The sequence below is a fragment of the Acholeplasma laidlawii PG-8A genome, assembly GCF_000018785.1.
In the GTDB taxonomy this organism is placed as follows: Bacteria; Bacillota_I; Bacilli_A; order Acholeplasmatales; family Acholeplasmataceae; genus Acholeplasma; species Acholeplasma laidlawii.
Map to the genome: position 1 here is coordinate 1,150,171 of NC_010163.1, position 16,140 is coordinate 1,166,310.

Consider the following 16,140-nt stretch of genomic DNA (forward strand, 5'->3'; position numbering starts at 1 on the left):
AGTGTTAAGAAACTATAAATCATTTAGATTGTCTCAGATTTTACAATAATATAGGTATATTGACGCCATACTTTTAAGACTTGTTCCATCGGATATTTTCTTTCAACTTTACTATCTTCATATTCTGCAGGATCATTGAAGACACCATGCCATACACCATTGATTTCTTCAAATCCTTTTAAGACAACCAAATGTCCTGCAGGAAATGCCATGATAGCTCCGTTTAGTTGATCTGCTGATGTTGTTGAAATTGAAAAAACAACTGGTATATCATTTAATATATAGTCTATAACAACACTAAAGTCTTCAATATACTCAACTCTTGCAGCTATACCATCTAGTGATCCTGCATAACTTGCATTAAAGGTCCAGTTGCCATAGATCCCTTTGCTATTGTCATATACTTTTTTAGCCATCTCTTGTTGTGTAAATGTATAACCATAATGATTTAACACCATAGCAACCGAGGTTGGAGAACAAATAACATTACCAATGTTTGGAATACTTAATTGTTGCATCGGTGCAACATCAATGACTTTATTGGTTAGTTTTGATGCATCATAAGTTAATGCACTATCTACGCTTTTGGTTGTAACACTGATATTTTTAATTTCTAACTGGTCTGCACTACCTGCAATAACGGTAAATTTAAGTTTAATATAATTATTTTTACTTGGATCTTTATTAATTAAAGTATCAATACTTACACGACCATAAGGATCATCTAAACTATTAAATGACATATGGTTTTCATCTTTAAATAAGCCCATGATTTGGTAACTACCAAAATCAGTACCATCACCTAATGCAATAAAGAAAGTAATTCTTGCATCTTCTAGGTTTTTAACATTCCATGATAAAACCAATTCATTAAAGTGATTCACTTCAATCGGTTCACTTTCATAAGTAGCTTGTTGGGCTGCATCCTCTAGTACGATACTTTTGTTTGAATCAAGTGATAAATTAATTATGGCAGCCTCTTCTTTTACATACCATAATTCATCTGCATAAATCGTCTTAGTACCATCTACTTTGACTTCAATAGGTTCTTCTATAACAGGTTCGTCGGTGATTTCTTCATCTGTATTAGAATCACCTAGACTACATGCAGTAAGTAAACTTGATAATAATATAGTAAGTATGGTTATTACATAACGTTTCATAGTTTTAAACTCCTTAGGGTATAGAACTCATAAATTATATACTTATTATAACATCATATGAAATCTATCAAAAATATAAGCGTATCTAGTAAATTAGATACGCTCATTTTTATTTTTTATTTTTATAATCCGTTAATGTTTTTGTAACATTTGATTTGATACTTTGTTTAAGTTTTTGATGTGCTTCTTTTAACTTCTTTAATTTAAGTTGTTTTTCTTTTACCAACTTTTCACGTTCTTGCTTTCTCTTAAGCGCTTCACGTTCTTTAATACGTAGTTTTTCTTGTGTCAGTTTTAGTGCTATCTTTTCTTTTTCAGCTTTCATGCGCTTATTTTGAATTTCTCTATACGTTTTAATCTCAGCTTGATACTTATCTTGTATATCTTTAATCGCTTTATTATTTTTAATTCTTTGATCTTGTAATGCTTTTTTACTTTTTGAAGTTTCTGCTTTTTCAAGTGCTTTTAAAGTCTTATTCACTTCTTTTTGCATGTTTTGGATGAGTGTTTCATCATGCTTTTCACCAGATTTAATGATGCTTTCAATAGCATCTTCTTGGAGTTCAGTAAGTAAGTTAATCCATTTATCTTCTAGTAATACAGCATCTGTAAAAAGTTTTTCTTTAACTTGTCTCGCAGCCTTCGTCATGAGGTATCTGTTTAATGCTTCCTCATACTTTTTAACAGGATGCTTGTAGGTAAGTAGTTGACTAAATACATCATCATCTTGATTAAGTTTTAAGTAAGCATTAAAGATTTGGTCTGCAATTGAATATTGATCCAGCAACACTTGTTTTAAATAGTTCGTGTTTTCTGGATTATTATCAATTACTAGATTAGCAAGTTCTTTTCTACTCATCAGTTGTTTTGCTTTTTCTAAATGATACTCTGTAGCAAGATTAGCTTCTAATACCATTTCAGGTATCGTTACATTCACACGTTCTACATAGGTTTCTGCATCACCTTTTATAGGTGTAAGGGACTGGAATGATACATCCTTGCTGTCAAGTAAGGAAATCCCCATATCACTATGTACAAATACACTTGTAAAGAGTGCCATTAAACCTTTATCAATATCATCAATCGAGGTGTCACTTAATGCTTTACTAGCTTCTTGAAGTTGTAGTGTAAAATCTAATACATTTAATCTATCTAAATAAAGCCATAGGGTATATGCATTTCTAAAGTCAGCATTTTTTTGAATCATTTGTGTTTTTAATATCGGTGGAACTACTTTTTTATAGCGTGACATGATGCGCATAAAGTCACTGTGAAACATTCTAGATACCACTTTAAATGCAGCCTCAGTTCTCTCCAGTATACGTTTATTATGTAAATCAACTTCACCTGAATCAAATGTTTCTTTAGCATTTAACTCAAAATTTAAAGTATAGACAGAGTTACCTAATTTAAACTCGTTTTCTAGGTTAAAATTGGTTTGTTTATATCCATGGATATGGGTGTGAATTGCTTCAATACGTTTAAGTAGATAGTGGTATAAACGATCAATTAACGTCATAATTAGTCTATTTTCATAAATACCGTAATCAAGTTCACTCACGGTATTTAATACTTTAGAAGGATATACTTCATCATCTTCATTAATATCTTTAATGTACTTAGTATTTCTTAGTATATGTCTTACAGATTCATTACTGGTACGTCTTGTACGTTCTACTGGAAGTATTTCTTCCTCATATTTAAGAGTATTTCTAATGTTACTAATAATTTGGTTTAGACTTGGGAAAAAAGATTCGATTTTAACAATCCAATCTTCATCAAACTTTTTATATTCTAACTTATCTAAATGTTTAATTAAATCCTTATCTTGAATCGATAATGGTTTAAGAATTTGAGGATAGTATCCTGTATCATAAACAATATCTATACTTTTAGATAGTTCTTCTTGAAAGAATTTAATACGTTCTTTATTATTCATGACTCACCACTATATTTGTTTAATAAACTTTAAAATCATGTCTTTAGATTCTTTAAGTTGATTCTTACCAAAGAGTTGATCAAATAATTGTAGTAACGTTTCGAGTTCATTTTTTAAGAATGGTAAGTTTAATGTTTCAAATTTACGAATAATCTTACGTGCAATAATATAGTCAATCCCTTCAATTTCACTGCGGCCACATGCCACGTAAATTGGAATAAATTTATAGAGCTGGTTCATAATACGATTACCAAATGTAATTTGGAATGTTTCACTAATAAACTCATCTAACTTTTCTAACGCTACTAGGTTCTTATTTGATATCTCATGCTCTTTATAAGCTGTTTTAAATAGTTCATCTAAATAGTCATAAGAGATATTTATTCTATCTAACATTTGACCTTTAAATGGTTTAGCTTTTTCGTTCATGACAATAGAACTTGCTCTATCATATACCTTATCTGTAATACCAAATGTGGAGTCATCATTATTTGCAGTACCAATAAACCAAACGTTTTTAGGTATTTGAAGTTGTCCTTCTTTTAAGTGCATTGGATCACCAATTAACTGTTCAGGGACTACTTCAATTAACCACTCATCACTGTTTGGTAGTTCTAGTAAGGATAAGAAGTCAGCAAAGTAATATTCTACTCTAGCTAAATTCATTTCATCTAGAACAATTAAATTAATATCTGTTCTATAACTTGCATCATATAGACTTGTTAAAAACTCAGTTTCATTAAACTTTTTAGTAAACTCATTGTAGTAGCCCATCATTTCAAAACGGTCACGCCAAGAAGGTTGGACTGAAATAATAGATGCATCATTTTTAATAAACTTACCAAATACATAAGGTAGACTGGTTTTACCTGTACCTGAAATACCTTCTAGGATTAGTATTTTAGACGTTGCTAGACCTGCAATAAATGTAGATGCTATCTTTTCTGAATAATAGATATTATGGTGTGAGCTTGCATAGTTGATAAAGTGTGTAACAATCTCACTTAAAGATAATTTGTCCTTATTAGTCATAAGGGTTGGTAAGACTGTGTATTTATATTTATCATCTATTAAGTTTAATTTTGTAAAGCGTGATCCTGTTGCAAGTTTTGGTTTACCTTTAGAATCATTTAAGTTGAGCTTTGGTCCTTCAACATGAATAACTGTTGCATCACGCACTTTTCTTTCTAACATATTCATCTGGTTTAGTAAGGTCATCTTATCAAACTCAATTTTAGCAAATCTAAAATATCGTTTAACAAGTTGTACAATAATTAACCAGGTCATGACGTATAAGAGTATAAATATAATGATAAAACCTATCGATAAAATCCAATCGATCAAATTAAAATTGATGGATTTATCCATTAAATAGTGATAATACTCTATCGGGTAACCAATAAATAAATTATAGATACCAGTGAAAAAGCCACTGATTAAATACCACAGATCGAGGAAGAATGTTTTAAAAAACTCTACTACCCAATTTGAAAAATGATCCATTATCTTCTACCTCTTTTCTGTTTATCCGCTTTAAATTGAAGTCTTTCTTTCGTGATGTGTGAAACATTTAAAAGAGATCCATCTTGAATTGATTTTTCTGTTTTGTATAAGACTTCTATATGATTTACTTTTGCAAAATATAATAATTCTGCAATCATATCATGTTCCATGACTTTATCATCAATTTCTAATCTCTTAATGTGATAACGTTGTAGTGCTAGATATAATCCTTGATGAATCTCATCGACATGCATCGACATTTTAACACCTAAGTTACTAAGGGTTAATATATTTTTTATGAGTTCATCTTCATAAGTCACATTACTTAATCGAATCGATAATATGACATTTTCTAGTAAGAACTGATTCGCCTTAACGATTGTTTGTAGATACTCTATGAAGGTTTCTTGTTCTAGTGTTGATAATAACACTGGAATATTAATGTTTGCATAGATATTTTCATGATATAACTTGTTTAATATCATTTCTACTAACATCATATTGACCCAACTCATATCACTAACTGGTAGTTTATTTAAGAATACATCCAGTTTAGAACCATTAATCAGTAGTTCATTGAATACTTCATTTGTCTTTTTAATCTTTAAGGTTTCAACTTGATAGGTTTTTAATTCCAGTTCTACTTGTTTTAATTTATTGATTAAGTCTGCATAGGTTTCATAATCTTCTTTAACCATATCATCATGTGATGTGACTGCGCCTAAATGTTTAATTGATGAAATAAGTGTACTAGAAAGTGCCTTTAAGTCAAAACTGTCGATTGTTGCAACACTTGCAGTTTTTGTAATATGGATGCCATTTTCATGATAGGTCTTTTGGGCAAGCAGTTTAAATTGCTTGCCTAAAAGTTCTTTATCTTCATCCATAGAAGGGTAATACACAATAAATGTATCCCTTTGGTTGGTTTGTGCTAATTTACCACCAAATGGTAAATATACACTCAACTCTTTTGCGATATGTGTTAGGTAATTTCTAACTGTGTGATCGCTATATGTATGTTCAACTAATGATAGATTGTTGATTTTTACTAAATATAAATAAAATGTGTGATTCTTTTTTTCTTGATATGCCAAATACTCTAAAAAGAGTTTATATTTTATGACTAGATTAAGGGTCAACATCTTATGTTTTTTCATCTTTTTAAGACTCTTTAAGTAATAATGAATACTTAAGTAGACTAAGACTAAAACAATAATGATTGCACCTAAACTAATCAAACTTTTTTGTAGTTCATTCATCTGTTATACCTTTCTAGAATATGAGTTGATTTTTATCTTTCTTGTTGTTTTTTCTAATACGTTTAAGGATGTAAGTCATTGCTGCTATAACCCATAAAATGATACTTATAATCAGTAAAATTGTAAGTAGTAAACTTGGTTGTTGTACTCTTTCAATAATGACCATATAATGCTGTATAGAGCCATCTTCTGCTTGCACAGATATTTTAATAACTTGGCTTTCTTGGATATCGGTTAAGATGATTTCACCCATGTTATTGGTACTAAAATCGCTGCCATTAATCGATACTTTGGAACTGTTATTCGCAACCGCATTTAACTTAACTGATTGTGTACCGTTAGACAATGAATATTTATAAACGAACGGATCGTTTTCATCGGATGTTATGACTTCTTCGTTATTAATTTGTAATAGTGTGATTTCTTTTAAGTTACTTAAGGATGTATCTCTTCTTAATGTTAATACATAAGTTAACTCTTCTAAACCATCACCACTAGTTACTGTGATGTGAACCACAGTATCTTCAGAACCAATCTCTCTAATACCAAATCCTCTAATACTTGCACCACCTTGATCTTTAGCAAACCCTTTGATATTTACATATCTTGTATGTTTACCAATGATGATGGTGTATTCTAGTGTATCATCTAATAATGGAATGGTATTTTGAATATCGTGTTCTCCAATCATTTCATAGACTGTTAATTCACCTAATAATGCATTGGAGTTTACATAAGATATATGTAGTTTATAACTAGATACATCACCACTTTGAGCTTTAACTTCAATGGTAATCGTTCTTGTTTGACCTTCTATTAATGTATAGACATCATTTCCTTTAACTGTACTATTGTCACTTTGAGCTACCCCATAAATATCAAGGTATTTTTCAAATTGTAGTGGATGTACGATGGTATATTCGAAGATGTCCGGATTAAAGCCTCGAACCATTTCACCATTTATCTCTAGAGTTTCTAATAAACTATTGGTATCAGGCAGTTGTCTATTGACATAGATTGTATATACTTCTGATGTATTTGAACCATTGGTGGATTCAATTCTAAATCTGTAAACTATTTGACTACCTACACCAAAACTTTGGAGTCTGTTATCTTCAATTTCTGTATTACTTGCATCTAAATAGATTACATTACCAATTGTTTGGACAATCAGTCTTGTAGTATCTACATTAAATGGTACTAAGATATCTTCATAAACATAGATATTATTTTTAAACTCTAAACCAAAGTATGAAATACCATCATCTCCAAGAATGGAAATATCTTTGACTTCTGCAAGACTTGCAAAATCTAAATCATGTAATACGTAAATGATATATTCACCAATACTACCATCTTCTGCAACTACAGTTACAGTAATGATGGTATTGTAGTATCCTTCAACTTCACCATGTAGTTGGATGATGCCGGTGTTATAAAGTATTTGAGTTTCATGATTCTTTTCTGCTAATACATGGACTGTATTTAGTTTCATATCATCATTTAATGTAATATTATATGTACGGTTTTCTGGATTAAATATAGATTGGTCAAATGCTAGTATATTACCGTTAACATCTTCTATTACTAATGTTTTTAGTGTAGTATCTGTATTTGGTAGTGCTCTTGTTATATTAAATTTATATTCTTTTTCAGCAACTGTACCATCTTCTGCAGTCACTCGTAAGCGAATCACTTTAGTTAGTCCTGGTATCAGTGCGTATGCACCTTCACCAAATACCGTTGCAGCCTTACTTTCAGTATGCCCTTTAATATACATTTCATCATGTCCAAAAGGTAGTTGAATGTTATATTCATAGATAGTTGGGTCAAAATCGAATATAAGTTTGTTGATTGGAATTTCAATTGTGACATCTAATAAATTGGTGTTATCACTTAATACCGGGTCTGTTGCTTTACGTTTATAGACGTTAATAGTGTATTCAATGCCTTTATCTCCATTTTCAGCTATAACATAGAACTTCACTGTGATTGTATTTCCAGAGGTTAGGTTAAAGTCTTTACGTGTATTAATTTCTTGTACACCGTTAATAAATACGAGTGCTTTGTTATGTGTCTCAACACGTAAACGTGCAATCGTTGTCGATGCAGGAAACTCTAAGTCATAAGTTGTGATTTCAGGATCAAAGTTTAGACGATTAATATTGGTACTTGCATCAAAGAAACGCACGTCAATGATTTGGTTATCACTACTATAGGTTTGTTCAATAGTAAGGGTAATAGTCTTGGTTGTTTTACCACTTTCGGATGTAAAGACAATTCTAATCGTGTTTTGTCCAAAACTTAAATTGACGTCATGATCTTGTACTAAATTACCTTCAGTATCATAGATAACATAAGTACCAAAATTACTTATCATTGGTATCACTTTGATGGTTTTTTGGTCATTTGTAACACTATCCATCACGTAATCTAATACGCCTTCTTCATAAATATCTGTTTGACCTACAAGTAATTGATCAATTAAAATCTCATCATTTACTTTTTCCACTTCAATTAAGTAGGTTCTAGCAGGTTTGTTAAGATCTTCTGGTTGCACACTAATTTCAAATCGGTTGATACCGTGTTTAATATTTAACGGTATTCGTAAATCACCTGTTACTGTTTGTTTAGTTGATGCATTTGTAACATCTATCATGATGTGTTCTACAGTTTCATTGACTACAAATTTATATGTATTTGTTAAAGCATCAAACACTATTTGTGGGTTCACTGATGCATCACCTAATAGGTAGAGGTTATCTTGTGTTTTAACTAGGATGTTATCTAGAGTGTCTAAATCATCTAGTAATTGTTTAACTAAGACAGTATATGTTTTTGTTGTTGAACCATCTTCAGATGTGACATCTATTTTGATGGTATTTTCACCAGGTAAGATATCTAAAATAAAGTGTTCTGATAAGTTTCCATTAATTTTAACTGTTCCATATAGATCAGTTAGTACTGCTTCAATGTCTAGTGTTTTCTTATCAGATGAAACATCTTCTAATCTAATTATAGATTCACCAGGTAGAAGTCTATCAACACCATCAATAAATAGGTTTTGTAGATTGATTTCTGAATTAATAATGGTGATTTCAACTCGAATAATGAATGCTTCAATTGCTAAATCTTCAGGTTGAACTTCAATTTCAAATACATTTAGTCCATGTGTTAATGGTTGAGCAACATTAAATGGTGTACCACTTAATGTTTGTCCATAGTTTGCTATATAACTAAATGTAACGTTTGTATGATATTCATTTAAGCTAAATTGATATAGGTTATTTTCCGGATCAAAGTTAGCTGTTGTAAGTAGATCTTCTAGATTTGTTTTTATACCTAGATTTGCTAATTTATCTTCTGTGTTAAATAATCTAGTGACATAGACTGTATATAGTGGACTTACATCACCATTTTCTGCTTCCACATAGAATGTAATTTCTTTTGTTTCACCAGAAACTAATGTATATACACCTTCACCAAAACTAGTAGCTTTAGCATTTTTTACAATAGCTAGAGTAACTTCTGTTGTTAGGTAATCTACATTTATGTTGTATGTTTCGATGTCTTTATCAAAGTTTAATAATTGTGCACCTGATGTACCAGTAAGTGTTGCTGTAAACTCATTGTCACTAGATGCTAGTCTTGTGATGATGACTTCATATACTTGAACCACTTCGTTATATGCATTCAATACTTCAACTGATACTTTATTCTCACCCATTTCTAGATTTAGTGGTGAAGTAATTACTTTACCAACTTTATCTTTTAAGATGATGGAACCATCATTAAATAAGCTTTCAGATAGGATGTTTGCTTGTTCCTCTTCTGTTGTGTAATGTATTTCATTACTTGATGTATCTTGTACATCACCATTAATGGTTAAATGTTTTAAATCATTTTCTTTGTTTAATACATTAATCGTAATGGTATAGATAAATGGTTGTGTGTTGATACTATCTTCAGCTAGAACTGTGACTACAAATACGTTTGCACCTTTATTAAGTGTTAAAGTACTTGGGTTTGTTTTATCTACTGTTTGGTAAGTATCTGATTTTACATATCTAATAATTAAGTTTCTGTATTTAATGTCTAAATACTCTAAACCTAAATTAATGACATAGTTATTAGTTGTCTTATCGAATACAATATCTGGATTTTTGCCGGATATACCAATTAAGTAGTTTGTTGGGTCCAGTGTATCGATAATACTTATTTCTTCTAAGTGGTTGTTTGTAGAAAGTGCTCTTCTTGTTACACCGATGGTATAAATTTCAGATTCAGAACCATCTTCAGCTGTGACTTTAAATGTAATTGTGATTGTTTCATCTAAGTTGATTATGTATTTACCTAAGCCGGTTGCTGTTGCCTTGGCTGGAATTATTGCACCTAATGTGACATGTTCTACATTTTGAGGTACTTCTACAGTATATGTAAGGGTGAGTGGATCAAATGTGATATAGTTTGTTCCATTACTTCCGATTAAACTTACATTCGATAGTGTCTTCTCACTTGATTTTAAACGTGTGATTTCTAAGGTATGTGTCTTAACGATTTCTCCATACTCATTTTTGATTTCAATTGTGAAGACATTTTCATCAAAGTTTAGATTTGGCGTATTGGTTACTACATTCCCTAGACTATCTTTAATCACGAAGCTACCATGTGCCTGGTGTGTTAAAACAGGTGTAATGGTTACACTTTCTTTTTCCGTATCAAAATAGTTTACATCTTGAACTGTTAATGCTTTTCCATCTACAGTCAGAGATTGTAGGCTATTTGATTTATATAAGACTTCTATGATGATGGTGTACTTACCTTGAGTTACTGTTTCATCTTCGGCCTTAATGAAGATTTCAAAGCGGTTCGTGCCATGGTTAAGGGTCAGTGGTGCGTTAATTGGACCAGTAATTGTTTGAGCGATATGACCTTTAACGATGTTAATGATGATTTCTTCATTAATATAGGTTTCATCTAGTTTTATGTTATATGTTTTAGTCGTTGGGTTAAATGTTATTCCCTTTGGACTTAAGGTATCTAAACCTAGTAAGTATAATCCTGAGTTTAATGGATCTGTTACTGTAAGATTGTTTAGATTAATCTCTTTAGAAGCTGCCTGTCTATGAATTGTAATTGTATAAGGATCAGATACTGTACCATCTTCTGCAGTAATCGAGAATTCAAAAGTATTTTCACCTACAACTAAACTGATATTATTTAATTTATTTGGTGTCACTTGTGCCTTATTATGTGTTGGTGTAATTTCAATATTTAAACTCTTTTGACTATAAGGTAAATTAAGTACAACTGAGTTATTAGCAAGTAGTTCATCAAATGGGAATGTCACTACTTGGTTATCTTGATTTTTAATAGATACATTACTTAATGAATTATCACTGCTTAGTACAATATTTTTAACAAAACGTATTTGATAGGTCTTAGTACTATTATCTTCAGCACTTACCTTGAATGTGATGGTTTGGTCTAAGCCACCTTCACCATTGTAAGTAAGTACTATATTAGATAAATTAAATGTAGATTCTAGTACTTGTTTATCAGTGTTTTTAAGTTCAATGTCAACTTTAACATTTGAAATGGAACTTGTATCAGGTAGTTCTACTAAATAATTCGTACCATCTGCTTTATAAGTAATATTTTGACTATTAGAAATGTTAGTGATAGATAGTGATGATATATCAGTATCTTTATACGGTTCGTTTCTGTAGACGTTTAATCTATATGTATTGCCTGATTTAGTACCATATTCACTTTCACCATATATTTCAATAATGTTATTTCCATACTGAAGTGGTATGGAAGTAGCGTTTTTAACGCCGTTTACATAGTAGTTAGCAAACGTATCATTTAAGACAACATGAATTGGCAGACTTGATACTGTATATAAAACATTGTCTAATGTATATTCAAATTCACTATCTATAAATCCGATGTCGTTTGAATTACCTTTAATGTTATTGATTTCATGATCATCATTCTTACTTACGATATAAACTGTATATTCTTTAGAATGTGTACCGCTTTGAGAGGTTACTGTAATCGTATAGCTGTTAGTGATACCAGGTTTAATTTCTTTAATACCTAAACCTGTTACAGTGGAAAACTCTTTACCAACTGCACTTATTTGAACACTCATGTGTGTTCTATCTACTCTTAAGTATTCACCTTCATAACGAATGATTGAACTATCAAATACACCATCTAGTAAGTTGATGCCACCTACAATGATTTCTAGTGAATCTAATTCAGCTAGTGTACTTGCAGCTTTTCTTGTATATGTAAAGTTATAGTTTTGAGATTTAGCTTCTGCAGCATATTCTGTAGAAAGTAAATCGGATTGAATTCTTAGTGTAATTATTTGGTTGGTTCCAACTACAAGCGTATGTGTGTAGGTAATTAAACCATCTTCATCCGCAAATAGTGTTGTACCACCATTAAAGGATATTCTTGCAAATCTATCCTTTGGTGTCACAATAAATGTTAGTTGATTTGTTTGGAAATCAAACTCACCTAAATTAGGCACACTTAAAATATCACCTGTATAAATTACAGTTGAGCCATTTTTAATTACAATATTATCAATACCTATTTCAACGTTTTTACGCCAAATAGTAACTTTGTAGGTATTTGATGTACCATCTTCTGCTTTTACAATAATATCGATGACATTAGATGGTTGTGCTGCAGGGTCATTTAAATTATATGTATATGTATACCTATGATTTAACCCTGATGTATCAGTTAGACTAAATGGTGTTTGTACACTTGAGCGATCACTTGATAAAACAGTAGCTACAAACGTTACAGTATTCACTTGTCTATCTACTCTTAAAGTATAAGTGTTGGTAGTTGGATCAAAGTCTAATAAGATATTGTTTCCATTTACCATTACTTCTAGATCATCTAGATTTTTATGAGATTGGGCTACTTGTCTATTCACACGAATCTTTAGATATTCTCCAAAGTTTCCTGCTTGAGATTTGACTCTAAATTGACCTTCAATCACACCTGTTTTTGAAAATAACCAAATACCTGTTTGATTATCACCAATAAAGTTTGATGTAATCATTGATTTAGAACCATCTACCATGTTAAATGTAATGTTTAACCTATCGACATTATATGCAATATTTCCAATGTCTAGGACACCTGATATAAACTCTTGTGCTGTAAATGTTTGTGTAACAAAGCCTGTTCCACTTACAGTAACTGATTCAAAGGTTTTTACATCATTAGCTCTTTTGATGCTGATTGTGTAAGTTTTAAGTACGCCACCTTCTGAATATACTTGTATAGTCAAGTTTGAGGTTGCTCCACTTAAAACATTAAATTGTTGGTCTATTAAACTTGTAGTACCTTTAGTTCCAATGTATGCATAGTTTTGTTCATTAACTTCGGCTGAATAAATAAGTGGCCATAGTTCATCACGATCATCAATTGTAACTGTGTAGTTAGTTTTACTACTCAAGAAACTTAAATCAATAATTTCACCATTGTTCGTTTTTAAAACAAAGGATTCTAAACTATTGTCTGTTTTTGCTTGAGCTCTCACGATATTAATGACATACTCACTGCCTTTGGTTCCTGCTTCACTTTCGACCCAAACTTTAAAGGTTGTTGTGCCATTTCCAATTGCTTTAACATAGGTGTCATTGATGCGCACCTGTCCATCAATGTATACTTTGGAATCTACATTTTGAGGTGATGCTGTAATTGTGACATTACTATTAAATGAATAGTTGATGTTAATGGTATTGTTAAGTTTTGCTGGATCAAAAACAAAATCAGTACCTTCAATATTTAAAGACTTTAACGTTGTATCATTTGTTGCAACAACAAATGGAATAATAATTGTATTTTTTTCACCATTTTGTGCAGTGACTATAATCGTCACATTTTGTTCAATTCCTCGAACAAATGGAATATTTGTACTGTATCTTCCTGTTTCATTTTTAGTAAATGTTGTTGAACCAACTTTTATTGTTGCTTTAGATGTAGTAGGTAACAACACTTCAAAATTAAGCGTGTTAATACCACCAACAGGTTCAACAATTACTTTATTATAAGTGACATTAGAGTCACCAATTTGGAACTGAGAAAAAGGTAATCCACCAATATTGATTGCGCTTATATCATTGTTAGAATCAGCAGCAGTACGTGTAATTTGAATTGTATAGTTTTTAACTACAGCACCATTTTCTGATGTTACTTCTAAACTTGTAGTTTTAATGACTTCATACATACCACTAAAGTCTAAAGGCGTAATCAATTGGTTTGTTGTTGTACCTTTAATAATTGATTTGGTTGATGTTTTAGTTTCCAGTTTTAAGTTACTTGGAAATAGACCATAGTCAAAACTGTATGTATATTTATTTTCAGATGATATGAATGTAAAATCATCTAGGTTTGCAATGACAGTACCATCATCGGTTCTAAATATAATCGATTCTAATTCTGCTTGATCAGATTTTTTTTCTATTTTAATTGTGTATTCTTTTTCAGTACCATCTTGAGCTTTAATCGTAAGGATAAAATTGTTGGTTCCGTAATTTAGGCTAGCCACACTAATTTGATGTATGAGTTGTGCACTTTGGTATGTACCTTCACCAATTTTAGCCTCTCTTTTGCTACCTGGATCAATAGTTAAAGTAACAAACTCACTACTATTGTTACTTACTGTGTAAACTAAGTTTGTAATATTTAGATTTATAGCAGTAAGGCCTGATTCTTGAACCTTAATATCACCCGTTTTAATTGATGTGTCATTAGATGGTTCAATAACAAAGTTTACAATATATGTAACTACTTCATCAGGGAATTGACTTTCTGGTGTAACCACTACTTCATAAGAGTATGTTTCACCAGTTTCTAGTGAACTCTTAGAGATGATACCCGTTGTATAGTCTTTATAAGTTGTAGTACCTACTTCTTTATATTTAATGGTTTGACCTGTTTGGTTCTTAGCTATTTGAAAGCTTAAGGATGTTTTAGTGTGTGGATAATTAATTGTAAATACATTACCCACAGGTGCAAGACCTTGAGGATATTCATTGGTTATAATTTTTATATTAGCGTCTGATGACCCTTTTTCACGTTTCACATATACAGGATAATTAGTTGTTGTTGAGCCGTTTTCAGCTGTAACATTGAAATCACCAATATGCGTAAATACATCTTGCTCGATGTTAGTTACTCTAATTTCATTTTTATCCAGTGTTGCAAAAGGATATGCTGTTGTAGCTAGTATCTTTATATCATTTTCTGTGAAGGGTGTTACAATCTCATAGCGATTGTCTACACTGTTAAAAGTAATTGTTCCTAAATCACCTTGTGCTAGTTTAAGTTCGATTCCAGTATTTGTTGATTCACTACTGACAGTTAACTTGATTTCATAGATCTTTGTTGCATCCCCATCAGTAGTAGTAATTGTAATCGTATCACCTGTCTGATAATTAGTGGATGCTTTACTTTCAGTCTTGACATAGTTAGAACTACCTAAACTTGTTTTGGTAAAGACAGGATTGATGGTTAAACCACCAATACTGTCTTGATAATCTATTGTAATATTTTGCGTGATCTTGCCTTCTACTTCTGTAGCAGAAACATTGAATGGATATACTTTACTTGTTGTAGTTCCAGTAATGTTTAGTGCAGAGAGTGTTGCATCAGGGGTTGAGTTAGGATCTCCTATGATGATACTTGCCAACGAGATATCAGTTCCAGTGTATTCAATAGTTCCACTATCCCAACTTGCAGCTTCCATTATCATCTCAATTTCTAAATTCTCCGCCGGATCATTTTTGTTATATTTGATTAGTACAGTCGCAAGTTTTACTGGAGTAGTTGTAATAGATGCATCTGCTCCACCGCTAGTTGCTAGTATAACAGAATTATTTAGAGTACCACTATCAAACCAATTTTCAGGTCTACCTCCAGCAAATGGTACATATGTACCTAGTGTTTCAACATAAGATATACCTTGTAGTTTACTGTTTGATGAAAAATCAAACTGAATGTTTGTTAATCTTTCTGTACTTCCTGTGAGTGACACAGCATATATATCTGCCCTAACAACATCACCATCATAAGGATCTTCAAAGTATTGTTGATCTAGATAAGCCTTTGTAAAGTTCTTTTGCCCACCTATTTCAAAATAAATTTCCATTTTCGCTGATACTGCACTTGTTGATTGAATGTTCATTATGATTGTAGCTAAGAAAATAAACATCAGTGCAATTATTCTTTTATATTTCAT

Annotated in this window: 5 protein-coding genes; all 5 read right to left on the reverse strand. The window is 31.2% G+C overall.

Going from position 1 to position 16,140, the window contains the following annotated elements; translation table 11 throughout:
- Positions 1–23: 23 nt before the first annotated feature.
- The 5 genes from ACL_RS05510 to ACL_RS05530 all read right to left on the reverse strand — a co-directional run bounded on the left by ACL_RS05510 (position 24) and on the right by ACL_RS05530 (position 16,140).
- Complete coding sequence (locus ACL_RS05510; RefSeq protein WP_012243055.1) at positions 24–1,163, reverse strand: C39 family peptidase; 1,140 nt, start codon at positions 1,161–1,163, stop codon at positions 24–26.
- A gap of 109 nt (positions 1,164–1,272) precedes the next feature.
- Positions 1,273–3,102 (reverse strand): hypothetical protein, encoded by a 1,830-nt coding sequence (locus ACL_RS05515; protein WP_012243056.1) that lies wholly within the window; start codon positions 3,100–3,102, stop codon positions 1,273–1,275.
- A 9-nt stretch (positions 3,103–3,111) separates the two neighbouring features.
- Entirely contained in the window at positions 3,112–4,605 is a 1,494-nt protein-coding gene (locus ACL_RS05520) for a hypothetical protein (protein WP_012243057.1), read from the reverse strand.
- Positions 4,605–5,864 (reverse strand): hypothetical protein, encoded by a 1,260-nt coding sequence (locus ACL_RS05525; RefSeq protein ID WP_012243058.1) that lies wholly within the window; start codon positions 5,862–5,864, stop codon positions 4,605–4,607. The genes ACL_RS05520 and ACL_RS05525 overlap by 1 nt, the downstream gene beginning before the upstream one ends.
- Positions 5,865–5,877: 13 nt before the next feature.
- A complete protein-coding gene (locus ACL_RS05530) occupies positions 5,878–16,140 on the reverse strand; it encodes a cadherin-like beta sandwich domain-containing protein (RefSeq protein WP_012243059.1) in 10,263 nt (3,420 codons plus the stop codon).